27 protein-coding genes are annotated in these 25,019 nt (G+C 63.6%); 13 read left to right on the forward strand and 14 right to left on the reverse strand.

The genetic code is table 11. The features are described 5' to 3' along the window. Positions 1–137 precede the first annotated feature (137 nt). Both LNV28_RS06165 and queE read left to right on the forward strand, forming a co-directional pair. A complete protein-coding gene (locus LNV28_RS06165; protein ID WP_263515932.1) occupies positions 138–1,244 on the forward strand; it encodes a 6-carboxytetrahydropterin synthase in 1,107 nt (368 codons plus the stop codon). A gap of 34 nt (positions 1,245–1,278) precedes the next feature. Further along, the gene (gene queE / locus LNV28_RS06170; protein ID WP_263515931.1) at positions 1,279–1,914 is read left to right on the forward strand and encodes a 7-carboxy-7-deazaguanine synthase; all 636 of its coding nucleotides are present in this window, start codon (positions 1,279–1,281) and stop codon (positions 1,912–1,914) included. A gap of 103 nt (positions 1,915–2,017) precedes the next feature. Here the strand turns inward: queE and LNV28_RS06175 are convergent, their stop codons facing one another. Further along, the gene (locus LNV28_RS06175) at positions 2,018–3,166 is read right to left on the reverse strand and encodes an SGNH/GDSL hydrolase family protein (protein WP_263515930.1); all 1,149 of its coding nucleotides are present in this window, start codon (positions 3,164–3,166) and stop codon (positions 2,018–2,020) included. A 533-nt stretch (positions 3,167–3,699) separates the two neighbouring features. Here LNV28_RS06175 and LNV28_RS06180 point away from each other — a divergent pair. From LNV28_RS06180 to LNV28_RS06205, 6 genes are all read left to right on the forward strand, one after another. Then, positions 3,700–4,014, forward strand: coding sequence for a nucleotide pyrophosphohydrolase (locus LNV28_RS06180; RefSeq protein ID WP_263515929.1), 315 nt, complete (start codon positions 3,700–3,702; stop codon positions 4,012–4,014). 57 nt (positions 4,015–4,071) lie between these two features. Then, positions 4,072–4,731, forward strand: coding sequence for a 3'-5' exonuclease (locus LNV28_RS06185; protein WP_263515928.1), 660 nt, complete (start codon positions 4,072–4,074; stop codon positions 4,729–4,731). A 176-nt stretch (positions 4,732–4,907) separates the two neighbouring features. Next, positions 4,908–5,426: a GNAT family N-acetyltransferase gene (locus tag LNV28_RS06190; RefSeq protein WP_263515927.1), complete on the forward strand. Its 519-nt coding sequence runs from the start codon at positions 4,908–4,910 to the stop codon at positions 5,424–5,426. 219 nt (positions 5,427–5,645) lie between these two features. After that, positions 5,646–6,167, forward strand: coding sequence for an AbrB/MazE/SpoVT family DNA-binding domain-containing protein (locus LNV28_RS06195; protein ID WP_263515926.1), 522 nt, complete (start codon positions 5,646–5,648; stop codon positions 6,165–6,167). Between the two features lie 11 nt (positions 6,168–6,178). Next, positions 6,179–6,634, forward strand: coding sequence for a hypothetical protein (locus tag LNV28_RS06200; RefSeq protein ID WP_263515925.1), 456 nt, complete (start codon positions 6,179–6,181; stop codon positions 6,632–6,634). A gap of 23 nt (positions 6,635–6,657) precedes the next feature. Continuing rightward, complete coding sequence (locus tag LNV28_RS06205) at positions 6,658–6,879, forward strand: hypothetical protein (RefSeq protein WP_263515924.1); 222 nt, start codon at positions 6,658–6,660, stop codon at positions 6,877–6,879. 9 nt (positions 6,880–6,888) lie between these two features. Here LNV28_RS06205 and LNV28_RS06210 read toward each other — a convergent pair whose 3' ends face one another. Then, entirely contained in the window at positions 6,889–8,007 is a 1,119-nt protein-coding gene (locus LNV28_RS06210) for a hypothetical protein (RefSeq protein ID WP_263515923.1), read from the reverse strand. Positions 8,008–8,051: 44 nt separating this feature from the next. On the opposite strand from LNV28_RS06210, the gene LNV28_RS06215 reads away from it, so the two are divergent. After that, the gene (locus LNV28_RS06215) at positions 8,052–9,092 is read left to right on the forward strand and encodes a helix-turn-helix transcriptional regulator (protein WP_263515922.1); all 1,041 of its coding nucleotides are present in this window, start codon (positions 8,052–8,054) and stop codon (positions 9,090–9,092) included. A gap of 13 nt (positions 9,093–9,105) precedes the next feature. Here LNV28_RS06215 and LNV28_RS06220 read toward each other — a convergent pair whose 3' ends face one another. The 3 genes from LNV28_RS06220 to LNV28_RS06230 form a co-directional block, all read right to left on the reverse strand. Continuing rightward, positions 9,106–9,687, reverse strand: coding sequence for a cob(I)yrinic acid a,c-diamide adenosyltransferase (locus LNV28_RS06220; RefSeq protein WP_263515921.1), 582 nt, complete (start codon positions 9,685–9,687; stop codon positions 9,106–9,108). Positions 9,688–9,758: 71 nt separating this feature from the next. Then, positions 9,759–9,995, reverse strand: a complete 237-nt coding sequence (locus tag LNV28_RS06225) for a hypothetical protein (RefSeq protein WP_263515920.1) — start codon at positions 9,993–9,995, stop codon at positions 9,759–9,761. A 155-nt stretch (positions 9,996–10,150) separates the two neighbouring features. Continuing rightward, positions 10,151–11,665 (reverse strand): OmpP1/FadL family transporter, encoded by a 1,515-nt coding sequence (locus tag LNV28_RS06230; RefSeq protein ID WP_263515919.1) that lies wholly within the window; start codon positions 11,663–11,665, stop codon positions 10,151–10,153. A gap of 291 nt (positions 11,666–11,956) precedes the next feature. Here LNV28_RS06230 and LNV28_RS06235 point away from each other — a divergent pair, with 291 nt between their 5' ends. Further along, positions 11,957–13,357, forward strand: a complete 1,401-nt coding sequence (locus LNV28_RS06235; RefSeq protein ID WP_263515918.1) for an FAD-binding oxidoreductase — start codon at positions 11,957–11,959, stop codon at positions 13,355–13,357. A 30-nt stretch (positions 13,358–13,387) separates the two neighbouring features. On the opposite strand, the gene LNV28_RS06240 is transcribed toward LNV28_RS06235, so the two are convergent. The 4 genes from LNV28_RS06240 to LNV28_RS06255 form a co-directional block, all read right to left on the reverse strand. Then, positions 13,388–14,476: a hypothetical protein gene (locus tag LNV28_RS06240; protein WP_263515917.1), complete on the reverse strand. Its 1,089-nt coding sequence runs from the start codon at positions 14,474–14,476 to the stop codon at positions 13,388–13,390. A 112-nt stretch (positions 14,477–14,588) separates the two neighbouring features. Next, positions 14,589–16,097 (reverse strand): SpoVR family protein, encoded by a 1,509-nt coding sequence (locus tag LNV28_RS06245; protein WP_263517118.1) that lies wholly within the window; start codon positions 16,095–16,097, stop codon positions 14,589–14,591. 86 nt (positions 16,098–16,183) lie between these two features. Then, positions 16,184–17,464: a YeaH/YhbH family protein gene (locus LNV28_RS06250; RefSeq protein ID WP_263515916.1), complete on the reverse strand. Its 1,281-nt coding sequence runs from the start codon at positions 17,462–17,464 to the stop codon at positions 16,184–16,186. Positions 17,465–17,498: 34 nt separating this feature from the next. Beyond that, positions 17,499–19,421, reverse strand: coding sequence for a PrkA family serine protein kinase (locus tag LNV28_RS06255; protein ID WP_263515915.1), 1,923 nt, complete (start codon positions 19,419–19,421; stop codon positions 17,499–17,501). Positions 19,422–19,490: 69 nt separating this feature from the next. On the opposite strand from LNV28_RS06255, the gene LNV28_RS06260 reads away from it, so the two are divergent. Next, complete coding sequence (locus LNV28_RS06260; RefSeq protein ID WP_263515914.1) at positions 19,491–19,688, forward strand: hypothetical protein; 198 nt, start codon at positions 19,491–19,493, stop codon at positions 19,686–19,688. A 20-nt stretch (positions 19,689–19,708) separates the two neighbouring features. Here LNV28_RS06260 and LNV28_RS06265 read toward each other — a convergent pair whose 3' ends face one another. Further along, positions 19,709–20,620: a ParB/RepB/Spo0J family partition protein gene (locus tag LNV28_RS06265; RefSeq protein ID WP_263515913.1), complete on the reverse strand. Its 912-nt coding sequence runs from the start codon at positions 20,618–20,620 to the stop codon at positions 19,709–19,711. Positions 20,621–20,634: 14 nt separating this feature from the next. Beyond that, the gene (locus LNV28_RS06270) at positions 20,635–21,180 is read right to left on the reverse strand and encodes an RBBP9/YdeN family alpha/beta hydrolase (RefSeq protein ID WP_263515912.1); all 546 of its coding nucleotides are present in this window, start codon (positions 21,178–21,180) and stop codon (positions 20,635–20,637) included. Positions 21,181–21,231: 51 nt separating this feature from the next. On the opposite strand from LNV28_RS06270, the gene argC reads away from it, so the two are divergent. Both argC and LNV28_RS06280 read left to right on the forward strand, forming a co-directional pair. Next, entirely contained in the window at positions 21,232–22,176 is a 945-nt protein-coding gene (gene argC / locus LNV28_RS06275) for an N-acetyl-gamma-glutamyl-phosphate reductase (RefSeq protein WP_263515911.1), read from the forward strand. Further along, complete coding sequence (locus LNV28_RS06280) at positions 22,173–22,625, forward strand: GNAT family N-acetyltransferase (RefSeq protein WP_263515910.1); 453 nt, start codon at positions 22,173–22,175, stop codon at positions 22,623–22,625. Before argC ends, LNV28_RS06280 begins: the two co-directional genes overlap by 4 nt. A 16-nt stretch (positions 22,626–22,641) precedes the next feature. On the opposite strand, the gene LNV28_RS06285 is transcribed toward LNV28_RS06280, so the two are convergent. The 3 genes from LNV28_RS06285 to rsmG all read right to left on the reverse strand — a co-directional run bounded on the left by LNV28_RS06285 (position 22,642) and on the right by rsmG (position 24,996). Then, positions 22,642–23,430, reverse strand: coding sequence for a GNAT family N-acetyltransferase (locus tag LNV28_RS06285; protein WP_263515909.1), 789 nt, complete (start codon positions 23,428–23,430; stop codon positions 22,642–22,644). Between the two features lie 16 nt (positions 23,431–23,446). Further along, complete coding sequence (locus tag LNV28_RS06290) at positions 23,447–24,217, reverse strand: ParA family protein (protein ID WP_263515908.1); 771 nt, start codon at positions 24,215–24,217, stop codon at positions 23,447–23,449. A gap of 92 nt (positions 24,218–24,309) precedes the next feature. After that, positions 24,310–24,996, reverse strand: coding sequence for a 16S rRNA (guanine(527)-N(7))-methyltransferase RsmG (gene rsmG / locus LNV28_RS06295; protein ID WP_411969923.1), 687 nt, complete (start codon positions 24,994–24,996; stop codon positions 24,310–24,312). Positions 24,997–25,019: the final 23 nt, after the last annotated feature.

The following is a 25,019-nucleotide window of genomic DNA, read 5'->3' on the forward strand; positions in this document are numbered from 1 at the left end:
TCCACAAGCTTTGGAAGCTGCCAAACACTTGTCAGGACTGAGAAAATTGCGCTTGTCCACAGCCAGGGTTCACCCTTACTACGACTACCATTCTTAAAGTTCTAAATCCTTATTGATATTGCAAGGCGAAGTTTTTGATGAACACCGACACCCTGTACTCCGCCTCCTGTGGCTTTGAGTCGGCTTGCCAGATTCCGGCATTGCCCTCGGGCCACCGCAGCCGCGGCTTGCATGGGCACAGCTATTTCGCCACCATTCGGGCCCAGCTGCCCGCGGGCTGGGCGCCGTTTCCTGGCGCAGAAGTTGAAGAACTGCGGCGCCGGCTGGAAGCCTGCGTGGCACCGCTGGACCATGCCCTGCTGAACCAGACCATCGAACAGCCAACCGACGAGAACATCGCCCGCTGGATCCGCCAGCGCCTGGAACATGAGTTCGGTGTGCCCGGCATTCAGCAAGTGGGCATCCAGAGTACCCAGCACAGCGGGGTCGATCTGGACGTCAACGGCATGGCCCATGTCTGGCGCCGTTACCGTTTTCAAGCGGCCCACAAGCTGCCCAATGTGCCGATGGGCCACAAATGCGGCCGCATGCATGGCCATGGCTTCGAGGTGATCGTCCATGCCAATCAGGACCTGGGTGAGCGCGACATCAGCATCGATTACGACCATCTGGACGAAGTCTGGGCACCCTTCCATGCCGAGCTGAACTACCACTGCCTGAACGAGATCGAGGGCCTGAGCAACCCGACCAGCGAGGTGATCTCGGCGTGGTTGTGGGCGCGCATGAAGCCGCTGCTGCCCGAGCTGAGCTGGCTGACCGTCTACGAAACCGGCTCCTGCGGTGCCAATTTCGACGGCCAGAACTACCGCATCTGGAAGGAGCTGACCTTGGACAGCGCCATCCAGCTCAAGGCCGCGCCGGCCGACAGCCCGCTGCGTGCCATCCACGGCCACACCTACACCTTGCGCCTGCACCTGAGCGCCGAGCTCGATGCAGTGATGGGCTGGACCGTGGACTTTGGCGATGTGAAAACCTTGTTCGACCCCATCTTCAAGGCCATCGACCACCGGCCGCTCTACGAGATTGCCGACCTGCCCGATGGCGACACCGCCAGCCTGGCAGCCTGGGTGCTGGGCAAGGCCCGGGTCGGCCTGCCTCAGCTGGACCGTGTGGACATGTACGAAACACGCGGCTGCGGCGCCATCGTCAGCGTGGCCACCGCGGTGGACCTGATCCCGGTTTGAACGCCTGCCGACGAGAACCAACCAGCACACACGCATGACTTACGCCGTCAAAGAAATTTTCTACACCTTGCAAGGCGAGGGCGCGCAAGCAGGCCGGGCCTCGGTGTTCTGCCGCTTTGCCGGCTGCAACCTCTGGAGCGGGCGCGAGGAAGACCGCGCCCGTGCTGTCTGCAACTTCTGCGACACCGATTTCGTGGGCACCGATGGCCAAGGTGGCGGCAAATTCGCCACGGCCGAGGCACTGGCCGACGCGATTGCCTCGCGCTGGCCCGCAGACCGGCCTGGAAGGCCTTATGTCGTCTGCACCGGGGGTGAGCCCCTGCTGCAGGTGGATACGCCCCTGATCGAGGCTCTGCACGCGCGCGGTTTCGAGATCGCTGTCGAGACCAACGGCACCCAGCCGGCGCCGGAAGGCCTGGACTGGATTTGCGTCAGCCCCAAGGCCGATGCCGAACTGGTACTGACCCGCGGCCATGAGCTGAAGCTGGTCTATCCCCAGCCGCTGGCGCGGCCCGAACGTTTTGCCGGGCTGGACTTCCAGCATTTCTTCCTTCAGCCGCTGGACAGCGTGCTCAAGACCCAGCACATCCGCGAGGTGGTGGACTACTGCATGCAACACCCGCAGTGGCGCATGTCGGTGCAGATGCACAAGGTCATCGGCATCGAGTGATTCAGCAATGGCCTGGAAGGCATGAAAAAAAGGGAGCCGAGGGCTCCCTTTTTGCTGTTCAGCGATTGCAGGGCTGAAACGCCCCGCTGCTGGCTTTTCTACTTCACTTCCAGCCCTTGGCAGCCAGGCTGCGGCCGATCAGTTCGGCAATCAGCTGGTGACCGTAAGGCGTGGGGTGGAAACCGTCCGAGAAGGCATAGGTCTTCCACCAGTTGGCGCCACCGGTGGCACCAGCCGGGATCGTTGCCGAGAGCGCGCCTGCTGTGCAAGTCGGGAAGGTGTAGGTCGGCAAGCCATCGGCACCGGTGCCGGTCTGCGGGCAGGCCGTGTTCTTGACATTGCTCAGGCCGTACTGGGCCGGGTTGGCAGCTTGGTCGTTGAGGGCGCTGTAGAAGTCGGCCACGGCCACGCGAGCCTGACCGGCAAAACGGGTGTCCAGGCGCTTGTTGAAAGCCGAGATCCAGCTCTTGAACAGTGCCTCGGATTGGGCGCGCGCTGTGGCACCGGCCGTGCCACCGCCGCTGGCCAGAGCGATGCCGTCCAGCACGCGCTGGAAGCGCGGTGTCACTGTGATGCTGGGCACGTTCAGGATCACCACCTGCTGTGCGCCCTTGTCGAGCACATAGCTCTGGATGCCATCGGCAAACTTGTCGGCCAGGGCTTCCATATAGGTCGCACCACCGGTGGCCATGCCCGCGGCGCCGCCGCTCATGATGGTGGTGACCTGGCTGGCGCTCAGCACCGTGCCGAGCAGCGCGGCGTAGGCCGCGGCCTTGTCGGTGGGGGCTTTCAGATAGGCGCCGACCAGGTCGGCCGCGTCATTGCCACCGCCGTCGATCAAGGCCAGGTCCGAAGCCTTGTAAGGGCCGGACAGGGAGGCTGTGATCATCTGCAAAACGATGCCGCGCGGGTCCGAACCATTGGCCTGGTTGATGACACCGCCGCCGATGGCGTAGTTGCCGCAGCCGGGCTTGCTGTTGGTGGTGAAGGTCGTGCCGGTGAAGGCGTAGAAATTGCAAAGCGTGGTACCGAAGCCGGCAGCAATTCGCTCCGGATAGATCTGCGTTTCAGCGCCTTGCACGGTGAAACGGAAACCGAAGGTGCCCGAGTCGGCCAGGCTGTCACCAAAAACCTTGACGGCCATGATCTTGGCCGGCGCCGGAGCGTCAGGGATGGAGTCGCCACTACCGCCGCAGGCTGTCAGGGCCAGGCCGACGGCCAGTGGGACGAGGAGTTTTTGAAACTGCTGCATGGAACAACCTTTGTTTGAAGAGTGGCGACAGGGGCCCGACTTGGGCGGCCCATCTTGGGGCTGAGGCGAACTCTAGGCACCAAGATGGTCCCTGAGCCTGCGTGTTTGCCCCAGAACAAGGCCTGATTTGGGCCAGAAACACAGAATTTAGAGTGATTCCTCCAAGAACTTGTCACACGCGGGACATGGGAGCGGCTGACGAGAACTTGTACGCAGTCCTGCTCAGGGCTGTCAAGGTACAAGCTTGTGGATAAAAAAAGGACAAACCATGGCTTATCCACAGCTGAGATCGCTTGGCCCGACTTGTTATCGCTTCGTGTCTGGCAAGAGCAGGGTCGTACCCACATGGTTTGAAGTGAGTTAAGTCTTTGATATCAAAAGTGAAATGTTACTTGTCCACAGAAAAGTAGCCCCTCTACTAAGACTACCAATTTGAAATATTGAAATTGCTATGAATAAGAGAGCGGCCGAGATTTCTTGGAATGTGCACAGCCGGCTCCGGGCATAGCTGGGCCATGCCACACTTGCTCCCCATGGACATCCCAGACCTGCAAAAGCGCTTACGCAGTTTTGCTGCCGAACGTGCTTGGCAGCCTTACCAAACCCCCAAGAACCTCGCCATGGCCATGGTGGTGGAGGCTGCTGAACTGGTCGAGATTTTTCAGTGGATGACGCCCGAGGAATCGCAGCGCATTGCTGAGGACCCGATCAAGCATCAACACCTGGGCGAGGAAATTGCGGATGTCATGCTCTACCTGCTGCAGATCGCCGATCACACCGGTGTCGATATGGCGGTGGCCGTGGAGCGCAAGCTGGCCTTGAATGCGATCAAGCACCCTGTTGCTTGAGGTCTTGACCTTCTGGCTTTTCTTTTTTGTTTCCGCTGCGACGGCAGCCGCCACGCCATGCAGACGATTGCCGTCATCGACTTTGAAACTTCCGGCCTGGGGCCGAGCAGCGGCGGGCGCGCGACCGAGATTGCTGCGGTGCTGGTTCGTGACGGCCGCATCGTCGACAGCTTTCAAAGCTTGATGCACAGCGGCGTCTGGGTCCCGCCCTTCATCGAGCAACTGACAGGCATCAGCAACGCCATGCTGGCCGAAGCGCCGCCGGCCGCGGAGGTCATGCAGGAGCTGGCTCGTTTCACCCATGGCTGCCCCTTGGTGGCGCATAACGCATCGTTTGATCGCGGCTTCTGGCAGGCAGAGATGGCCATGGCCGACTGCGTACCTGATCCAGCCCATGAATTCGTCTGTACCGTGCTTTTGGCCCGCCGCCTCTATCCCGAGGCGCCCAACTGCAAACTCGGCAGCTTGGTACGGCATTTCCAGCTGCCGGACACCGGGCGCGCGCACCGGGCTTTGGCCGACGCCATGAGCACGGCTCATCTGCTGCTTCGCATACAGGCCGACCTTGCCGATCGTTTTGCTGCCGATCTGGGCGCTTGCAGACCCGACCATGGCCTCCTGAGCCGCCTGCAGCGTTGCAGCAAGACGGCCTTGCAGCGAGCGGTGCAAAGCCATGCACGCGAGCATCAAGCAGCGAGTGCCCCGCTTTCAGCCTAGAAAAAATCGCGCTGTCAAGCGCCAGACCCGGCCGCATTGGCAAGCAAAATACCGCCCTTCCGTTTCGTGTTCCCGCGCCTGAGCACTTGTCGCCACGGCCTGTCTCAGGCTCTTGGCCATAGGTTCGGAACTTCGGGAGTGGTTCGTTCTTGGTTTCCTTTTGAGTTCTTCCTTGTATGTCGAGTATTCAGGTTCGCCCCGCCACGCTGCGTGATGCCAAGGGCATTGCAGAAATCCATGTCGCGGCTTGGCAAGACGCCTACAAGGGCTTGCTGCCCGATTCCGTGTTGGATGCCTTGTCCGTGCAGAAGCGCCAGGCCTTCTGGCGCGAAGCCATCGATCTCTGCGAGCCCCAGGTGGTGGTGGCCCATATCGACAACGAGTTGATGGGCTTCGTCGGCTTCGATCGCTCGCGCGACAAGGGCACACCGTCCAGCACTGGCGAGATCTGGGCCATGTATGCCAACCCCATCCATTGGGACAAGGGTGTCGGCCTGGCACTCTGGGACGCTGCACGCGACGGCTTGCAGGAAGAGGGCTGCACCAAGGTCACGCTGTGGAGCTATCTGCGCAATGAGCGCGCCCTGCGTTTCTTTGACCTGGCCGGTTTCAAGCGCGAGCTCGGCAGCGCCAAGACCACTGAGGTCAGCGGCGTGCGTCTGGAAGAGATTCGCCTGCACCGCTCTTTGGTCTGATGGTGAGCGCGCCGCAGCGGCGCGCGACAGCAGGCTCCGGAACAACCAGCCGCCTTCGGGTCGCTGGTTTTTTTTCGCATAAATAGAATTTAAGTAACTTGTTATTAACGATGACTATCCGTTGATGAGTTCGATTCAGTTTTCTTCTTTGATCATGGATCAGATTGCGTGCAAGGACGGGGTAAAGTAATGGCCCCTTACTTTCTGAATTGACGACAAGTGCTGGCCAAGCTGACTTCCAAGAACCAATTGACCTTGCCAAAAAGCGTGACCGAGCCCTTGGGGCCGGTGCAGTACTTCGAAGTGCACACCCAGGCCGGACAAATCATCCTCACGCCCGTACGGATCCAACGAGGCGATGCCCTCCGGGCCAAGTTGGCCGAGCTGGAAATCGACGCCAAAACCATTGAGACCGCCTTGAGCTGGGCCGGGAACAAGCTCGCCCCTGCGGCCAAAAAAACGGCGGTCGCGAAACCGGCGGCAAAAGAGAAAGCGGTGTCGCGAAAAAGCGCGCTTGTAAAAGCACCCGCAAAAGCACGCGCAAAGGCGCCCACGAAAACGGCCGCAAAACCATTGAGTGAAGCCAAGGCCAAGCCCGCCGCGGCGAAGAAGACCGTCAGCAAGGGGTTGGCAAAACCATCGAGTGGCCGTAAAGCACCAGCCAGCAAGGCCAGCGGCAGCGCAGCCCTGAATGCCCGCCAGGTCTTCGGCCGCAACAGTGGCAAGGCGGCTGGGCGATGAAGGCGAGGGCGGTGTCTGCCCGCCGGGTGGCCCTGGACTTGCCCGTGTTGCTTCAGGCTCTGCTGTGCAGCGATCCCAAGTCGCAGGCTTTGCGTCAGGCCTGGCAAGGTGCCGACTGTTTGCCCTTGGTCAGCGCCGAGATGGCGCAGTCCCTGATCTCGGCTCTGAGTTTTCCGGGCTTGCAGCTCAGTGGTGCGCAGCAGCAGGAACTGCTGGCTGACTTTCTGCCTTATGCCGAGGTGGTGCAGCCTCTGGTTACGGGGCGGCGGCCGCGCGCGGCATCGCCGAGCTTGCAGCTGGCCTTGTCCGAGCAGGCGCGGGCCAGTACTTGGGTCAGTGATTGCCCGAAGGAGCGTGGCCGTTGCCAGCGCGCCTGGCTCAGGCGTCAGCCGGATGCTGTTCGCAGCCTCAGCAGCGATGAGTTTCTCGCCAGCCTGTCAGCACCTGGACAGGATGTAACGAGTTAGTCTGCTAGGCTCCTCGGTTCACCATGAATCGATTCGATCAAGCATCCACCACCACCGGCATGTGGCGTGTCGTCTTCTACGAGCGCCGTGCCAATCGTGTGCGCCTGGACCGGTCCGGGCCCTGGTTGACCAGCAAAAGTCTGGCCCGGCAATGGGCCAGTTGGTTCGGCGAGCGCGGCTATCACGTCGCCTTGCAGGATCAAAGTGGTGAGCTTGAACGCTTGACCGTCGGCTTGCCGGGCTGAGCGCTACGGTCAGTGCAGCTGCGGCCGGATGGCGGCCGTGCAGAAGCCTTGGTGTTCCAGCCCCCAGCCTTCGGTGGCGCTGTCCTTGCAGTGGCTTTGTACCTGCTGGGCGCTCAGCTTTTTGGCGGCCGCACGTTGCACCAGGGCTTCGGCCTGGTTTGGGCTCAGTTGCAGGGCAAACAAGATCCAGCGGCGCTGCAAAAGCGGGTCGGTCCAGGCATCTTCGAGTGCCCAACGGATCTCTTCTTCGCGGTTCAGATGCTGGGCGGCCAGCACGCGGGGTGCCAGGGCCAGGACAAAGCGATTGAAATCGCCGCGCAGCTTGTCGCCTGGCAGCAGGGCTTCGATGCGTGCCAGGCGTTGGCTCCAGCCCGGCGTCGCCAGCTGCCGGGTCACCAGGGCCTGCAAGGCCTGGATGGGGTTGAACAGGCGCAGGCGGTTGGGCGGCAGCACGTGCAGGGGGATGCGGGCGGCCTCCTCGTGGGGCAGGGCGGTGACGAAGCTGCACAGGGTGGCAACCCGTGTCCATTGCTCGGCGTTCAGGCCTGCTGTGCTTTGGATCGGGCCTTGCTGCAGGCTGTGCGCCAGGGTCGTGGCGCTGGCCCAGCTGTGGGCGGCCTTGGCCTGGTTGGCGGATCGACTCAGGGTGACCAAGTTGCCTGCGGCATAGCCGGCATCGTCACGCACCCGGTCAATCGATCGTTGCTGCTCACTGCCGGGCTGATCGTTCAGGCGCAGACGGAGGATCGGGCAGAAGTCGGCGTCGATCTGTTGCAGGAAGTTGGGCGTCAGCTGCACCAGTTCAAAGCTGCGGCCCCGTGTCCAGGCGTGGCTGCGTAAGGCCAGGTAGCGCTGTGTGTGGGCGTGGGCTGGCAAGGTACGTTTTCCGAAGGTCGCGGCACCGGCCAGCCAGCCTTGGCGTACCGGTGAGTTGGCATAGAGCAGGGCCACCGGCGGCGTCAGGCCATGGTGGGCATAGTCCCAGCCCAAGGTCTGGCCGTGCACCAGGTGGGCCGGCAGCGGCAGCGCCGAGGTGGCCTGGGCCTCGAAGGCCAGGTCTTGCTGCTTGGAAGCTGCGGCCGCTTGTGTCGTGACTGCTGATGCTGAAGTGTTTGCGATCTGTGCCATGAGGATGCTCCGGTTGCCGGTCACCACGATGTTGGAGCGACCTTGTGGCACAGTGTCTGGGCCAGCTGGCTCATAGCGTGAGCCAGTGCTTCAATGCGGAGGATGCGGTGGACAGAACCGAGCGTTTTTACAAGATCGAGCTGCTGATTCGCAGTCGCGAGTGCGTCAGCTTTGCCAGTCTGCTCGAGGCCCTGGAGGTGTCACCAGCCACTTTGAAGCGGGACATCCAATATCTGCGCGAGCGCATGGACGCACCGATTGAATATGACCCCGCGGCCAATGGCTACCGTTTCGGCCAGCAGTGGCGCGGTCGCCAGCATGAGCTGCCCGGGGTCTGGTTCAGCGAGAAGGAGCTTCACGCCTTGCTGACCATGCACCAGATGCTGTCCAGTCTCGATGAAGAGGGCATTCTGAGCCGTCACCTTCAGCCCATGTTTGACAAGCTGACCGGCATGCTCGGTGTCGATGCAGCCGAAGCCGCAGCCCTGACCCAGCGCATCAAGCTGATCAGCACGGCCAGGCGGCGTGTGGTGTCGGCCTGCTTCGAGACGGTGGGCAGCGCGGTCGTCAAACGCCAGCGCTTGAGCATCGGTTACCGCAGTCGCGGGCAGGGTGGTCAGCTGCGTCGCCGCCAGGTGTCACCGCAACGCCTGGTTCACTACCGCAACACCTGGTATCTCGATGCCTGGTGTCATGAAAGCGAGGGCCTTCGCCGTTTTGCACTCGATGCCATGGATGGGGTCGAACTGCTGGTGGAGCGCGCCAAGGCCGTGCCGCTGAAGCATCTGGAAGCGGAGCTCGATCAGGGCTACGGGATCTTCGCCGCAGCCCAGGTGCAGCAAGCCCAGCTGGTGTTCAGTGCTGAGGCCGCAGCTTGGGTGAGCAAGGAGGAGTGGCATCCGGCTCAGCGCAGCGAATGGCTGGTCGATGGCCGTTGGCGCCTGGAGTTGCCCTATGCGGACGCGACCGAGCTTCTGATGGACCTGCTGCGTCATGCCGGGCAAGTCGAGGTGCAGGGCCCGGCGGCCCTGCGTACAGCCTATGCCAAGCGCCTGCGAGCGGCGGCTGCGGCGCTGGCCGATTGAGGCGCTTCTGCCTTCAGTCCTGGGTGTCGAGTCGGGCCAGACGTTCGCTGTGCCAGTAGACGTCGTCGCCGCCCAGGCCGTCCAGATTGGCGCGGTTGAGCACCCGTGCCAGCACAAACAGCAGGTCTGACAAGCGGTTCAGATATTGGCGTGGCGCCGCATTGAGGGTTTCCGAGGCGGTCAGGGTGACCACTGCACGCTCGGCACGGCGGGCCACGGTGCGGCAGACATGGGCGATGGCGGCGCTGCGCGTGCCGGCCGGCAGGATGAATTCCTTCAGCCGGGGCAGGGCGGCGTTGTAGTGGGCCAGGGCCTCGTCCAGGCGCAGCACGGCAGCTTCCTTGAGCAGCTCATAGCCCGGCATGCACAACTCGCCTCCGAGGTTGAACAGCTCATGCTGGATGGTCACCAGCAGCTCGCGTACGTCCTCGGGCAGGGGCTCGGCCAGCAGCACGCCAAGGTTGGAGTTCAGCTCGTCCACATCGCCCATGGCCTGCACGCGCAGATGGTTCTTGGGCACGCGGCTACCGTCACCCAGGCCGGTGCTGCCGTCGTCGCCGGTGCGGGTGGCAATGTTTGAAAGTCGATTGGCCATGGGGCTTGCCGGATCCGGCGCTTGCAGTGAAGAGGCCGGCATCTTGCCCCAGATTCAATGGCCTGGGGCTTTCAGTGGCGACGACCGCTGCGGTGGAAGGCAGGCTTTTGGCCTGGGGTCTGGGCCTGGCGAGGGGTTTCGGAGCGTGTGCTGACTTTCAAGCCAGGATCGCCCAATACTGAGTCCGGTTTGGGAGCTAGCTTATCCAGCAGGTTCTTGAAGGCCAGTCGCAACAAGTCCAGCCGCAAGGCGCCAAGCAGGGCCAGCAACAAGGCCAGCAGGATCAGCAAGGTCGAAAGATCAGCCATGATGTTCAAAGCCTCCATCGCGTTTCGGCAATTCGCCGATGCAGCAATGGTGGCACTCGAGTGGCTTGCCGTCCATGACCTGGCTCAGTTTTGGCCAAGAAAAAAGCCACCGGCTTTTGGCCGGTGGCTTGTTGCACTGAACTCAGTCAGGCGCTTCAGAACTGGCGGTTGTACTGCACGCCCAGGAGACCCGAGCTCAGCTTGAAACGACCCTTGATGGTGGCGCAGCTGGAGGTGTTGCCGGCCGCGTTGCAGGTCGGTGCTCCGGCGGCGTTCACTTGGGCGCCGTTGTCATACATATTGATCTGGCTGCTGGCCACGTGGATCAGGCTGGCAGCGAAATCGATCGAGTTTTTGGCGTCCAGCTTCCAGTTCATGCCGGCCGAGATCCAGGTGCGGTCATTGTCGGGAATCGACGGTGTGCGGTTGCTTTCGCTGACCGGGCTCTGATCGAAGGCAATACCACCGCGCAGCTTGACGGTGTCGCTCCACTGGTAGTTCAGGCCGAAGGAGCCGCGCACGGTCTTGACCCAGCGCTCAGGTGTCAACGAGTCGGGCAGGTTGTTGGCGAAGTCGATGCGCAGTTCCTGGAAACGCGAGTGGCGGGTCAGGGTGACATCGGCCATCACAGCCAGCTTGTCCTGCTGCTTGAAGAAGGACAGCGACAGCGATTCCGGGGTGTCCACCTTCAGGCTGGCGGCGCTGTCGGTGTAGAGGCCAACCAGACGCTGTTGCACCGTGGTGCCGGCATTCGTGCCGGGCAGGGCGGTGTTGAGCAGGGTGGCCAGATTGCCGGCCGGTGTGGCGACCGTCCACTTGGCATCGCCCTTCAGGGTGTGGCTGATCTTGGAGCGGTAGGCGATGCCAAAGCGTGTGTCTTCGTTGGGGCTGTACATCAGTCCCAGGTTGAAGCCCACGCCCCAGTCCTTGCCTTCCACGTCGACGCGGCCTGAGTAGGTCGGGTTGCCAGAGACGTTCTGGATCAGACCGCCGAGGCGGTTCAGGACGGCTGCGCGGATCATGGCAGCAGGCACGCCGGGCTGAGCTGCCATGGCGGCTGCCACTTGCTGTTCGACGAGCAGGCCCATGGCGCCGGAACCGAAGTCGGCGGCCTTGGCCAGCACGCCTTCGATGTGCTGCGCGGTCACACCGGCGCCAAGGCTCAGCTTCTCGTTGACCTTGTAGGCGATCGAGGGGTTCAGCGCGATGGTCTTCAGCTCGGTGCCGATGGCGTTGTAGCGGCCCGACCAGCTTTCGTCATAGGTGCTCTTGGAACCAAAAGGCACGAAGAAGGCGAAGCCCACCGAGGTGTTGGCATCCAGCTTGTGGGTCAGGTAGGCATGGGGGACGGCTGTCGCTTTGACGAAGGTACCGCCGTTGTTGCCGTTCTTGATCGGCAGGCCAAAGCTGGTGACGCTGCCTTGGTCGGTGTAGGTGCCGCGCGGTACGACCACGTTCAGGACGCCGGAGGCATGGGTGCCATCCAGGCGGGTCATGCCTGCGGGGTTGTAGAAGAGCACGGAGGCGTCGGAGGCCTCGGCGGTATTGGCATTGGCCGTGCCTTGGGCGGCGGCCGATTGGGAACCGAAGTGGTAGCCCGAAGCCATGGCGGCTTGTGCGCACAGGCTGCCGACGACGGCCAGACCCAGGGCGGAAAGCTTGAATTTCATGATGTCTCCAGTGTTGTAGTGGTGAGCCATTTTTCGGGCTTTTTACCATTTTGATGATAGCCTGGGGCGTCATTTCTCGCCCGTGCGGATGGTGAATTAGAGCGATCTGCCCAGCGTCGGTAGTCACCTTGGAGACATCTTCATGCAAAAACGGACAACTTCGGGTAAGCCCTTCCGTAGCAACCCTGGGTTCTTGCTCGCTCCGGTGTTTTTGTCTGTGACGGGCCGCGGTGGCAATGGCGGCGGCAATCCGCTAACGCTTGGATCAAGCTGTATGCCGCTGAGCGAGTGATGTCCGAGTCAAGCAAGCAGGCCCGCGTGCTGCCGGCAGAGATGCTGACGGCCCTGCAGGGGCGCTTTGGTACCCGCTGCAGCACGGCCCTGGCCCAGCGGGAGCTGCACGGCCGTGACGAATCCCCTTTCGACGTGGCGCCGCCCGACGCGGTGGTGTTTGCCCAAAGCAATGAGGAGGTGGCCTTTGTCCTGCAGCTGGCTCAGCAGCATGGCGTACCCGTCATCCCCTACGGCACCGGCACTTCATTGGAAGGCCATCTGCTGGCGGTGCAGGGTGGCATCAGCCTGGACCTGAGCGGCATGAAGGCCATCCTGCAGCTGCACCCCGAGGACCTGACGGTCACCGTGCAGGCCGGCGTGACCCGACAGCAGTTGAACCAGGAGATTCGCCACAGCGGCCTGTTCTTCCCCATCGACCCAGGGGCCGATGCCTCGCTGGGCGGCATGGCGGCCACACGCGCCAGCGGCACGAATGCGGTGCGCTACGGCACGATGCGCGAGAACGTGCTGGGCCTGACCGTGCTGACGGCCAGCGGCGAGCAGATCCGCACCGGCAGCCGCGCGCGCAAGAGCAGCGCCGGCTACGACCTGACCCGTTTGTTCGTGGGCAGCGAGGGCACGCTGGGTGTGATCACCGAGCTGACCCTGCGCCTTTATCCGCTGCCCGAGGCGGTGTCGGCCGCCATTTGCTTTTTCCCCAGCATCGACGCGGCGGTGCAGACCACGATTGCCATCATCCAGATGGGCATCCCGATCGCCCGCTGCGAGCTGCTCGATGCCCATGCCGTGCGCGCCGTCAATGCCCACGACCATCTGGGCTTGCGCGAATCGGCGATGTTGCTGATGGAGTTCCATGGCTCGGCGGCCAGCGTGGCCGAGCAGGCGCAAAGCGTGCAGGCACTGGCTGTGGATCAGGGCGGCGAGGCCTTCGAGTGGGCCAGCACACCCGAGGCGCGCACGCGGCTGTGGACGGCGCGCCACCACGCTTATTTGTCAGCGCTTCAGACCCGGCCGGGCTGCCGCTGCGTGACCACCGACACCTGCGTGCCCATCTCACGCTTGGCCGAGAGCATCAATGAATCGGTGCGCGAGGTCGAGGCCACCGACCTGCCCTATTTCATCGTCGGCCATGTTGGCGACGGCAATTTCCATATGGGCTATCTGATCGATCCGCAGCAGCCGGCGGAGCGCGAGCTGGCCGAGCGCCTGAGCGCGCAGATGGTGGCCCGAGCCCTGCGCCTGGGCGGCACCTGCACGGGCGAGCATGGCATCGGCCTGCACAAGCAGGGCTTTCTGCTCGACGAGGCCGGGCCGGGCGCGGTGGCCCTGATGCGCAGCATCAAGGCGGCGCTGGACCCGGCTCAGATCATGAACCCGGGCAAGATCTTCGTGGCCTGAGGGGCGGTGGACGCCGCAGGCCACGCGGGATCACAAGGCCTTGACGCTGTAGCTGACCGTGCTGCCGCTGTAGCTGGCCAGCACCTGGTAGTTTTTGGCCACACCGCCGCTGCTCAGCTGCACGCGGTAGCTGACCTGGCCAATGCTGCTGGAGTCGACCGTGATCCACGCCTTGTCCTGGCCGGCCATCAGCGTGGCGCTCGAGCCTTGCACAGGCCGGCCATTGCTGTTTTGCCAGTTGCTGAACTGGTAGTCGACATAGCTCTTGCTGTCGCTCCAATGGGCGGCGCGCAGCTTGCTGCGGCCCAAGCTGAAGTTGCTGCTGTCGCTGCCGCTGACCTGGCCCAGCTCGAAATACTGCACACCGTTCATGGTGAGGCTGCTCTGGCCGAGGGCGTCGACTTCGAGCAAGGCGATGGCGGTGACCGGGCCGAAAGACTCACCGCCGCCGGTGCCGACGAATTTGTCGAAACCCAGCTGCAGCTTGATGTTGTTGCCCGGATTGTCGAGATTGCTGACGGCGGTCAGGAAGTCGATGCGCATGCTGCCATCGAGGGTGAAGCTCTGGCCGTCGATCAGGCCAGCGATCTTGTCGAAGCGAAAGCTGATGAAGCTGCCCGCCGGCAATGACGTTGCCGTGCTGCTGACATTGGTATCCATGACGATGGACCCGGTGCAGTTGCGTATCGTGGTGATGCCCAGGCTGCTGCAGCTGATGGTCTCGGCCAGGATCTTGCGCCGATCGCTGTCGGCGCTGCTGGGCTTGGGGCTGGTCTGACGTCCGCCCATCAGCTCGCCAAAAGGCAGGAACACGCTGCTGGGGTCATTGCTCCGGCGGACCAGGTCGGCGGCAGCGGCCGTGGTGGCCTTGACGCTGTCTTGGGCGGCCTCGCCACTCTGAGCCAGGGTAGCGGCCTTGGTCGGCGGGGCGATCAGCTTGACCGGCTCGGGCACCGGCACCGGCAGCGGGGTGACTACGGAAGAATCGCCGCCCCCACCACCCCCGCAAGCGCTGAGGCCCAGCGAGGCGATGCTGATCAGCAAGCAGGTGGCTGCTGTGGCGATGGGCCGCTGTGCGAAAGCCGGGCGGTGCTTTGAGTTCGTGTCGTGCAGGTTCATCTCAGCCTCCAAGTCTTGAGGCTTGAGATGCTAGGGCGAATGTGGCCTGGAAGCTGTCCCCCACAAGTGGGGCGCTTGTGCGGCTGACGCCTGCCGGCCTGCGCCGGATGGCTCAGTGCGTGGGCGGCGGCACGCTCCAACGCCGCGTGATGTCGCCCTTGTCATTGGCGCTCTCCAGCTGCACGCCAAAGCCCCAGAGTCGCGCCACATGCTTGAGCACCTCTTGTGCGCTGTCGTGCAGGGGCCGGTCCATATGCTGGGTGTGGCGTAGGGTCAGGGAGCGGTCGCCGCGCAGATTGACGTTCCAGACCTGGATATTGGGCTCGCGGGTGCTGAGGTCGTACTGGCGCGACAAGGCCTCGCGCACATGCTGGTAGCCGCTTTCGTCGTGGATGGCCGAGATCTCGTACTCGGACTGCTTTTCATCGTCGAGGATGGAGAACAGCCGGAACTCGCGCATCAGATGCGGGCTCAGGTACTGGCCGATGAAGCTCTCGTCCTTGAAGTTGCGCATGGCGTGGTCCAGCGTGGGCAGCCAGTCGCTGCCGGCGATGTCGGGGAACCAGCGCCGGTCTTCTTCGGTGGGCTTTTCGCAGATGCGCTTGATGTCGGTGTACATCGCAAAGCCCAGGGCATAGGGGTTCAGATTCGCCATGGGCTGCTGTGCCACCACATTGGTGTGCGACTTCAGCCATTCGATCATCATGCCGTCGCTCAGATAGCCGTCGTCGTACATCTGGTTCAGCAGGCGGTGGTGCCAGAAGGTGGCCCAGCCTTCGTTCATCACCTGGGTCTGGCGCTGGGGGTAGAAGTACTGGGCGATCTTGCGCACGATGCGCACGATTTCGCGTTGCCAGGGTTCCAGCAGGGGGGCGTTCTTTTCGATGAAGTAGAGGAGGTTCTCCTGCGGCTCGTCTGGAAAGCGCCGGGCTTCGGCGGCCTCATCGGCCTTGTCAGCCCGCTTGGGCAGGGTGCGCCAGAGCTCATTGATTTGCAGCTGGGCATGGGCCTCGCGGTCGGCCAGGCGGCTGCGTTCCTGGGCCAGGGACAGCTTGGCCGGGCGGCGGTAGCGGTCGACACCGTAGGACATCAGCGCATGGCAGGAGTCCAGCACCTGCTCGACCTGGGCCAGGCCGTGGCGCTGCTCGCAGTCGGCGACGAAGTTCTTGGCATAGACCAGGTAGTCGATGATGCTGGACGCATCGGTCCACATGCGGAACAGGTAATTGCCTTTGAAGAAGCTGTTGTGGCCGTAGCTGGCGTGGGCGATCACCAGGGCCTGCATGGCCATGGAGTTCTCTTCCATCAGGTAGGCGATGCAGGGGTCGGAGTTGATGACGATCTCGTAGGCCAGGCCCATCTGGCCGCGCTTGTAGTTGCGCTCGGTGGCGATGAACTCCTTGCCATAGCTCCAGTGCCGGTAATTGACCGGCATGCCCACCGAGGCATACGCGTCCATCATCTGCTCGGCGGTGATGATCTCGAGCTGGTTGGGGTAGGTGTCCAGGCCGTAACGCTCGGCGGTGGCGCGGATGACGTCGTGGTATTCGTCGATCAGCTCGAAGGTCCAGTCGCTGGGCGAGGGCAGGGGCTGGGCCGGGCGGGGGCCGGCGGGCTTCATTTCTCGCAGGGGCGCGCGGCCGCGGCGGCCGCCGTATTCATCGGTCAAGGGTGCGATGCCGATCTGGCGGCGGTTCTCGATCTGGCTCATGCCTGTGCCCCTTCCTTTTTGAAGAGCTCACGGAAGACCGGGTAGATCTGGGAGGCCTCGGTGGCTTTGCGCATGGCGAAGTGGCGCACCTCTTCGCTGAGCTTGCTGTACTCGTCCCAGAGGTTCTGTTCCTGCTCGGCCACTTGCACATAGGCGAAATAGCGGCAGAGCGGCAAGATCTGCTGCGCCAGCAGCTCGCGGCAGCGGCCGCTGTCGTGGTGCCAGTTGTCGCCATCGCTGGCCTGGGCGCCGTAGATGTTCCATTCGCTGCTGGGATAGCGCGCGCGGATGATTTCTTCCATCAGCACCAGGGCGCTGGAAACCACAGTGCCGCCGGTCTCGGTGGCGTGGAAAAAATTCTGCTCGTCCACCTCCTGGGCCTGGGTGTGGTGGCGGATGAAGACCACATCGATCTTCTCGTAATGCCGCGTCAGGAAGAGGTAGAGCAGGATGAAAAAACGCTTGGCCAGGTCCTTGCGGCTTTCGTCCATGGAGCCGGACACGTCCATCAGGCAGAACATGACGGCCCGGCTGGTCGGCACCGGCGTGCGCACGCGGTTGCGAAAGCGCAGGTCGATGGGGTCGAGAAACGGAATCGCTGCAATGCGCTGCTTGAGGAAGGCGATGCGATCCTCGGTTTCCTTGAGCATGCGTTGCACTTCCAGCTCGGCCGGGTTCTCGCGCTTGAGCAGGGCCAGGCGTTCTTCCAGCTCGTGCAGCTCGCGGCGCTTGCCCGTGCCCAGGGCGATGCGGCGGCTCAAAGCGCCGCGCATGGAGCGCACCACATGGAGGTTGGTCGGCGTGCCGTCGTTGGTGAAGCCGGCCCGGTGGCTCTTCCACTCCGGTGTTTCGGCCAGTTGGGTGCGCTCGAGATTGGGCAGGGCCAGGTCCTCGAAAAACACCTGCATGAATTCTTCGCGGCTCAGGTGGAAGACGAAGTCGTCCTCGCCCTCGCCGGAATCGCTGGCTTGGCCGCCGCCCTGGCCCTGACCGCCACCCTTGGGCTTGGCGACACGGTCACCTTTGACATGCTCGGTATTGCCCGGCCGCACCACCTCGCGCACGCCGCCCTCGCCGTGTCCAAATACCGGCTCGCTCAAGTCCTTTTTGGGGATGTGCACATCCTCGCCGCGCTCCATGTCACGGATGCCGCGGCCGTCCACAGCGCGGCGCACCGCCTCGCGGATCTGTGTTTTGTGGCGCTGCAGGAAGCGCTCACGGTTGCCGATGGACTTGTTCTTTCCAGAGAGCCGTCGGTCGATGATCTGCTGCAGCATGGGTGCTTGCTCCTGCGTGTCGCCTTCGTTTCCTTCAAGAACTCTTGCGAACCCTCAAATACCACTCGCACAGCAGCCGCACCTGCTTGGCCGTGTAGCCCTTGTCCACCATGCGCTGCACAAAGTTCTCGTGCTTCTTGGCCTCGTCGGCGCTGGCTTTGGCGTTGAAGCTGATCACAGGCAGCAGCTCCTCGGTGTTGGAGAACATCTTCTTCTCGATCACCGTGCGCAGCTTCTCGTAGCTGGTCCAGGCCGGGTTCTTGCCGGCGTTGTTGGCGCGCGCGCGCAGCACGAAGTTGACGATCTCGTTGCGGAAGTCTTTCGGGTTGCTGATGCCGGCGGGTTTCTCGATCTTCTCCAGCTCGGCATTCAGGGCCACGCGGTCGAAGACCTCGCCGGTGTCGGTGTCGCGGTACTCCTGGTCCTGGATCCAGTAGTCAGCGTAGGTGACGTAGCGGTCGAAGATGTTCTGGCCGTATTCGGAATAACTCTCCAGATAAGCGGTCTGGATCTCCTTGCCGATGAACTCGGCATAGCGCGGCGCCAGCGCTTCCTTGATGAATCCGACGTACTTCTGCTCGACCTCGGCCGGGAACTGCTCGCGCTCGATCTGCTGCTCCAGCACATACATCAGGTGCACCGGGTTGGCCGCCACCTCGGCGCTGTCGAAATTGAAGACCTTGGACAGGATCTTGTAGGCGAAGCGGGTGGAGATGCCGCTCATGCCTTCGTCGACGCCAGCGTAGTCGCGGTATTCCTGGAAGCTCTTGGCGCGCGGGTCGGTGTCCTTGAGGCTCTCGCCGTCATAGACCTGCATCTTGGAATAGAGCGAGGAGTTCTCGGGCTCTTTCAGCCGGGTCAGCACGGCGAACTGGCTCATGATCTTGAGCGTGCCGGGCGCGCATTTGGCCTCGGCCAGGGAGGAGCCGCGGATCAGCTTCTCGTAGATCTTGACCTCTTCGCTGACACGCAGGCAGTAAGGCACCTTGACGATGTAAATGCGGTCCAGGAAGGCTTCGTTGTTCTTGTTGTTGCGGAAGGTCTTCCACTCGCTCTCATTGCTGTGGGCCAGCACCACGCCGTCGAAGGGGATGGCGCCGAAACCTTCCGTGCCCTTGTAATTGCCTTCCTGTGTGGCGGTCAGCAAGGGGTGCAGCACCTTGATCGGTGCCTTGAACATTTCCACAAACTCCAGCAGGCCTTGGTTGGCCAAGCAGAGGCCGCCCGAGTAGCTGTAGGCATCGGGGTCGTCCTGGGCATAGGTTTCCAGCTTGCGGATGTCGACCTTGCCGACCAGGGAGGAGATATCCTGGTTGTTCTCGTCGCCCGGCTCGGTCTTGGCCACACCCACTTGCTTGAGTACGCTGGGGTAACGCTTGACCACCTTGAAGCGGCGGATGTCGCCACCGAATTCGTCGAGGCGCTTGACCGCCCAGGGACTGAGGATGCGGTTCAGATAACGCCGAGGAATGCCGTACTCCTGCTCCAGCAGGGGGCCGTCTTCGACCACATCGAACAAGCCCAGCGGTGACTCGTTCACTGGCGAGCCGGCCAGGGCATAGAAAGGCACCTGCTCCATCAGGCTCTTGAGCCGCTCGGCGATGGAACTCTTGCCGCCGCCGACGGGGCCCAGCAGGTAGAGGATCTGCTTCTTCTCTTCCAGGCCCTGGGCGGCGTGGCGGAAGTAGCTGACCACTTGCTCGATCGCTTCCTCGAGGCCGTAGAACTCGGCGAAGGCGGGGTAGATCTTGATCGTCTTGTTGGCGAACAGGCGGGACAGGCGCGCGTCGTGGCGCGTGTCGATCATTTCCGGCTCGCCGATGGCCTTGAGCATGCGCTCGGCCGCGGTGGCGTAGGCGAGGGGGTTGCGCTTGCATTCGTTGAGGTAATCCTCGAGCGAAAGCTCTTCGACGCGGGTGCGCTCGTAGCGCTTGGTGAAGCTGCTGATCACGTCCATGCTGACCTCCGGTAAGGTCCCGGGCAGCACGCAGACACGGCTCGTCAGCGCATCACCTGGGAAGTTCTGATGAAGTCCTTGCGCTCACAAGCCATGGCGGTGGCTGGGGGCGTCATCAGAGCTTTCCGGGAACAGTGGCAGTGGTTCCAGCTTGGCCCGGCTGAGGCCGTTCAAAGGGTCAAAAAGCGCGGCAATCACCGCAGTTCAAACCGCCCGCCAAAACCAAGCATGGAGCGATGCTACGCCGATCTGCCGATTTTGGTGTGACGCCGCTTTGGGCGCCCGCGTCAGTCGTTTTTTCGCAGCCGTTCGATCAGGCCGTTGAGCTCGTCCAGCGAGGCAAACTGGATGGACAGCTCGCCCTGTTCACCGCGTTTGGTGCGCTTCTTGACCCGCACCTCGACCACCGCGGTCAACAGGTCAGATAACTCCTCTTCCAAGCGCAGCAGGTCGCGGCTCTTGTCACCTTTGACGCGCAGCAGCGGCGTCTGGCGGCCGGCGCCTTGGCGCGACACCAGCTTTTCGGCTTCACGCACGCTGAGCTTCTTGGCGGCGATCTCGGTGGCGCAGGTGATCTGGTGCGCGCCGTCCAGCGGCAGCAAGGCGCGGGCATGGCCCATGTCGATGTCGCCGGCCATCAGCATGTTCTGCACCGGCTCGACCAGCTGCAGCAGGCGCAGCAGATTGCTGGCGGCGCTGCGCGAGCGGCCCACGGCTTGGGCGGCCTGTTCATGGGTCAGGTGGAACTCGTTGACCAGGCGCTGCAGGCCCTGGGCCTCTTCCAGCGGGTTCAGGTCCTCGCGCTGGATGTTTTCGATCAGGGCCATGGCGGCCGCGGCCTCGTCCGGTACGGCCTTGACCAGCACCGGCACCTCGCGCAGACCGGCCAGCTTGGCGGCACGGAAGCGGCGTTCGCCGGCGATGATTTCATAGCGCACATCGCTGAGCGGCGAGGGCGGGGCGATCGGGCGCACCAGGATGGGCTGCATGATGCCCTGGCCCTTGATGCTCTCGGCCAGCTCGTAGAGTGAGCCTTCGTCCATGCGCGTGCGCGGCTGGTATTTGCCGGCCTGCATCTGCTCCAGGCGCAGCTGGCTGGGGCTGCCTTCGCGGGCGGCGGCTGCTTCCGCTTCGTTGACTTTGGGGCCGAGCAGCGCTTCGAGGCCGAGGCCGAGGCCTTTGGGTTTCTTGGTGACCATGGGGCGATTGTCCCTTATGACTCGGCGCGCATCAGCTGGGCCAGCAAGACCTGACCCTCGGGCCAGTCGCCGAGGCCGGAGTCGGCATTGAGATGACCGCGCGGGCCAGCCAGCACCAGGCTGGCGCCCCAGTCCGCCGCCATCTGCGCGCCGCGCTCGGGCGCACAGAAAGGGTCGTCGCTGCTGATCACGGCGATGGCCGGGAAGGGCAGGCGGCCGCGCTGGATCTGGCGCCAGTTGTGCAGCTGCGGCGGGGTTCCTGGCGCCTCGGTGTCGGGTGGTGCCACCAGCAGGGCGCCGCGAACGCGCGCCGTGTGGCGGGAATGCGAGGCCCAGCTGGCCACCAGCTGGCAGCCCAGGGAATGGGCCACCAAGACCACGGGTTCATCCTGTGCTTGCAGCACCTCGTCCAGGCGCGCCATCCAGTCGCCGCGCAGCGGCCGCTCCCAGTCGGATTGTTCAACCCGCAGGTGGCCGAATTGCGCCTCCCAGAGGCTTTGCCAATGCCCAGGGCCGGAGTTCAACCAGCCGGGCAGCAGGAGGACGGTGCTTGCTTTCATTCGCTTGCCTTATGCTTTCACTTCTTTGAATTTGATTGTGCTGGAGAAGTCATGACGTACGCGGTTTTTGTGGATGGACAAGAGGGCACGACGGGTCTGCGCATCCATGAGTACCTGGCCGCGCGTCAGGATGTGGAAGTGCTGCGCATCGACGCTGACAAGCGCAAGGACTCGGCCGAGCGTGCGCGCCTGCTCAACGCCGCCGATGTGGCTTTCTTGTGCCTGCCCGATGCCGCTTCACGTGAAGCCGCGGCCATGATCAGCAATCCCAAGACCTGCCTGATCGACGCCAGCACCGCGCACCGCACCGTGCCCGGCTGGGCCTTCGGCCTGCCCGAGCTGTGCAAGAGCCAGCGCGATGCCATCCGCGGCGCCAAGCGCATCGCCAACCCGGGTTGCCATGCCAGTGCCTTCATCCTGGCCTTGCGCCCCCTGGTCGATGCCGGCCTGCTGGCGCCCGAGGCCTTGGTCTCGGCCACCTCGATCACCGGTTATTCCGGTGGCGGCAAGGGCATGATTGGCGAGTACGAGGCGGGCGGCAATGCCAAGCTGCTCTCGCCCCGCCCTTATGCCCTGGGTCTGGCCCACAAGCATCTGCCCGAGATGATGGCCCACACCGGCCTCAAGAGCGCGCCGGTCTTCATGCCCATCGTCGGCAATTTCTACAAGGGCCTGGCGGTGACCGTGCCTCTGCACCTGAGCCAGCTGCGTGCCGGCACCCAGGCCGAGCATGTGCAGCAGGCCCTGGCCGCGCATTACGAAGGCGAGCGCTTCCTCCGCGTGATGCCGTTGCGCGATGCTGACACCCTGGCCGAGGGCTTCTTCGATGTGCAGGGCTGCAATGACACGAACCGGGTGGACCTGTTCGTCTTCGGCTCCGAGACGCAGATCCTCGTCATGGCCCGCCTGGACAACCTCGGCAAGGGCGCCAGCGGCGCCGCCGTGCAAGCCATGAATGTGCACCTGGGTCTCGAAGAAAGCCTGGGTCTGGTGTGAGCCCGGCGCTGCGCGGTGAGGCCGAGCGCTGGTGGCGGGATGAGGAGGTCTCGTCGGCGGCCGTGCAGGCCTTGCGCGAGCGCGTGCGCCTGTTCGGCCGCCAGCAGACCCAGGGCAGCGATGCGCAGGACATCGCCTGCGCACGCTTCGATGAACAGGGCGAGCTGCTCTTGGGCGCCAGCGGCCGCACCGAGTTCCAAAGGCTCTACGTCGACTATCTGTGGGTCCGGGAGGACTTACGCGGGCAGGGCTTGGGCAGTGCTTGCCTGCGCCAGATCGAGGCCCAGGCCTTGCGTCGCGGCTGTGTCGACGCCTTGATTGAAACCCAGTCCGACGAGACGGCCGCGCTCTACGAACACCTCGGTTATGTCTGCATCAGCCACGTGCACGATTTCGTGCCGGGCTTCACCCGCCACACCCTTTTGAAGGTCTGGAAACCGCGCGATTGATTCGCACTGGCACCGCTCAAATAGACGGTTCGGGAGAGCGGTAGTGGTAGCGGTAGGCGACGGCAAAGCCCAGATGACGATAGGCGCGCTGAGCGCTTTCGTTGTCACTGCCGACTTGCAGATAGGCTTGGGTCGCGCCCTGGGATTTGGCACGCTCCAGCAGGGCCGCGCACAAGACCCTGGCATGCCCCTGTCCGCGCCTGGCGGGCGGCGTGAAGACGTCATACAGCCCCGCCATGGCCCCTTCGCAGGCCAGCTGTCCGCAGGCCAGCAGTTCACCGTGCTCATCGCTCAAGGTATGGCCTTGGTAGACCACCGGCGAGGCGAGCAGGCGTTGGGCATGGGCCTCGATCTCGACGGCGCTGGATTCGCGCAAGGCTCCGACCAAGTTTGCGTACGAGGGCGCGTCCAAGAGCTCCAGACTTTGGCCTGGGGGCAGGGCGGCGGGCAGTTCGTCCAGATGAGCGCGGACCATCACATCGGCCGCATCGAAACGGGCCCAGCCTTTGGCTCTCAGCGTGGCATCCAGATCAGCCGGCTGGGTGAAGGGCGTGAGGCGGACGATCAAGGGCAGGCCAGCGGCCTGGAAAGCGAGCTGGCAGCGCGACAGCAAGTCGTCGAGCGGCAGGCTGCCGGCTTCCAGCGCATTGATGCAGCGCGAACGCTTGGCCTTGCCGGGTGAGAGGCGGATCAGCCAGCCCTCGACGCGTTGCTGTTGGGGTGGGGCGCTGGCATTGAGCCCGGCCTGCTCGGCCCGCCAAGCCAGGTCCCAGTCGCCGGTCAGCAGCGCAGCCTCTTCGCTCATCGCCGGCCCATTCACTTCACATGCTGCCGACGCGGCGCACCATTTCACGTGCGAACTCGATGAAAGCCTGGGCACCCTTGGAGGCAGGGTCAAACACCACGCCGGGCAGGCCGTAGCTGGGCGCTTCGGCCAGGCGCACATTGCGCGGAATCACGGTGTCGAAGACCTTATCGCCAAAGTGCTGCTTGAGCTGATCGCTGACCTGGTTCTGCAGGGTGATGCGCGGGTCGAACATCACCCGCAGCAGGCCAATGATCTGCAGGTCGGCATTGAGATTGGCATGCACCTGCTTGATGGTGTTGACCAGGTCCGAGAGGCCTTCCAGCGCGAAGTACTCGCACTGCATGGGCACGACCACGCCGTGGGCGCAGCAGAGGCCGTTCAGCGTCAGCATGGACAGCGAAGGCGGGCAGTCGATCAAGACGAAGTCGTAGTCGTCGTTGGCGGCAGCGAGGGCGCCCTTGAGGCGGCGTTCGCGGCGCTCCAAATCAACCAGCTCGACTTCGGCGCCGGCCAGTTCACGGTTGGCGCCCAGCACGTCGTAGCCGACCTTCTCGCTGGTCTGCTTGGCTTCCTTGACCGAGGCCGATTCCAGCAGCACGTCGTAGACGCTGAGCTCCAGCGCGCGCTTGTCGATGCCCGAGCCCATGGTGGCATTGCCCTGCGGGTCCAGGTCCACCACCAACACGCGCTGGCCGACCTTGGCCAGGCCGGCGGCGAGGTTGACGGTGGTGGTGGTCTTGCCGACCCCGCCCTTTTGGTTGGCAACGCAGAAGATCTTGGCCATGGTCTCGTTTTTCTAAGCAGGCGTGATGGTAGCTGCAGAAGGGTCGTGCTTTTGTGGCGAGGCGTGTACGCGGCCGCGCGCGGCACACATTTTCAGGCCTTGGGGCGAATCCAAATCAGGCAGCGCTGGGCATCGAGGCCGGGCACCTGCAGTTGTTCCACGTGAAACACATCCAAGTCGGCGGGCAAGGCGGCCAGCTCATCGCTCGGATGTTGGCCCTTCATGGCCAGCCAAATCGCCCCGGAATCGGCGCCGGGCTTGAGGTGCTGGCGGGTCAAGGTCGTGAAGTCCAGCAGAGATGCAAAGGCACGCGAGGTGATCAGGTCGAAGGGCGAGGTGTTCAGCGCTTCGACGCGTGAATGCTCGCCATGCAGATTGGGCAGACGCAGCTCGGCCGCCACCTGCTTGATGAAGCTGGCCTTCTTGGCCACGGCGTCCACACAAGTGACATCGATGTTCGGTTCGCAGATGGCCACCACCACGCCTGGCAAGCCACCGCCGCTGCCCACGTCCATCAGTCGCAAGCTGCTTTGCCCGCTGCTCTGGCTGTGGCGCCGCAGGGCGGGCAGCAGGCTGAGGCTGTCGACCAGATGCTGGGTCAGCATGGCCTGGGGTTCGCGTACGGCGGTCAGGTTGTAGACCTTGTTCCACTTGCTGATCATGGCCAAGTAGGCCAGCAGCCTGTCGATCTGGGCGTCGCCGAGGCTGAGCTTCAAGGTGTCGGCGGCGGCGACCAGGGTAGGGCGCAAAGTGGACCAGGTGTCGTCAATCATCGAAATCGGGTTCCGGGTGAAATGGGGGG

The sequence above is a fragment of the Paucibacter sp. DJ2R-2 genome, from assembly GCF_025717675.1.
Classification (GTDB): domain Bacteria; phylum Pseudomonadota; class Gammaproteobacteria; order Burkholderiales; family Burkholderiaceae_C; genus Paucibacter_A.

Coding starts and splice junctions, on each gene's coding strand:
- LNV28_RS06165 (WP_263515932.1), top strand. CDS start 138: ATGAACACCGACACCCTGTACTCCGCCTCCTGTGGCTTTGAGTCGGCT.
- queE (WP_263515931.1), top strand. CDS start 1,279: ATGACTTACGCCGTCAAAGAAATTTTCTACACCTTGCAAGGCGAGGGC.
- LNV28_RS06175 (WP_263515930.1), bottom strand. CDS start 3,166: ATGCAGCAGTTTCAAAAACTCCTCGTCCCACTGGCCGTCGGCCTGGCC.
- LNV28_RS06180 (WP_263515929.1), top strand. CDS start 3,700: ATGGACATCCCAGACCTGCAAAAGCGCTTACGCAGTTTTGCTGCCGAA.
- LNV28_RS06185 (WP_263515928.1), top strand. CDS start 4,072: ATGCAGACGATTGCCGTCATCGACTTTGAAACTTCCGGCCTGGGGCCG.
- LNV28_RS06190 (WP_263515927.1), top strand. CDS start 4,908: ATGTCGAGTATTCAGGTTCGCCCCGCCACGCTGCGTGATGCCAAGGGC.
- LNV28_RS06205 (WP_263515924.1), top strand. CDS start 6,658: ATGAATCGATTCGATCAAGCATCCACCACCACCGGCATGTGGCGTGTC.
- LNV28_RS06210 (WP_263515923.1), bottom strand. CDS start 8,007: ATGGCACAGATCGCAAACACTTCAGCATCAGCAGTCACGACACAAGCG.
- LNV28_RS06220 (WP_263515921.1), bottom strand. CDS start 9,687: ATGGCCAATCGACTTTCAAACATTGCCACCCGCACCGGCGACGACGGC.
- LNV28_RS06225 (WP_263515920.1), bottom strand. CDS start 9,995: ATGGCTGATCTTTCGACCTTGCTGATCCTGCTGGCCTTGTTGCTGGCC.
- LNV28_RS06230 (WP_263515919.1), bottom strand. CDS start 11,665: ATGAAATTCAAGCTTTCCGCCCTGGGTCTGGCCGTCGTCGGCAGCCTG.
- LNV28_RS06235 (WP_263515918.1), top strand. CDS start 11,957: ATGTCCGAGTCAAGCAAGCAGGCCCGCGTGCTGCCGGCAGAGATGCTG.
- LNV28_RS06240 (WP_263515917.1), bottom strand. CDS start 14,476: ATGAACCTGCACGACACGAACTCAAAGCACCGCCCGGCTTTCGCACAG.
- LNV28_RS06245 (WP_263517118.1), bottom strand. CDS start 16,097: ATGAAGCCCGCCGGCCCCCGCCCGGCCCAGCCCCTGCCCTCGCCCAGC.
- LNV28_RS06250 (WP_263515916.1), bottom strand. CDS start 17,464: ATGCTGCAGCAGATCATCGACCGACGGCTCTCTGGAAAGAACAAGTCC.
- LNV28_RS06255 (WP_263515915.1), bottom strand. CDS start 19,421: ATGGACGTGATCAGCAGCTTCACCAAGCGCTACGAGCGCACCCGCGTC.
- LNV28_RS06260 (WP_263515914.1), top strand. CDS start 19,491: ATGAAGTCCTTGCGCTCACAAGCCATGGCGGTGGCTGGGGGCGTCATC.
- LNV28_RS06265 (WP_263515913.1), bottom strand. CDS start 20,620: ATGGTCACCAAGAAACCCAAAGGCCTCGGCCTCGGCCTCGAAGCGCTG.
- LNV28_RS06270 (WP_263515912.1), bottom strand. CDS start 21,180: ATGAAAGCAAGCACCGTCCTCCTGCTGCCCGGCTGGTTGAACTCCGGC.
- argC (WP_263515911.1), top strand. CDS start 21,232: ATGACGTACGCGGTTTTTGTGGATGGACAAGAGGGCACGACGGGTCTG.
- LNV28_RS06285 (WP_263515909.1), bottom strand. CDS start 23,430: ATGAGCGAAGAGGCTGCGCTGCTGACCGGCGACTGGGACCTGGCTTGG.
- LNV28_RS06290 (WP_263515908.1), bottom strand. CDS start 24,217: ATGGCCAAGATCTTCTGCGTTGCCAACCAAAAGGGCGGGGTCGGCAAG.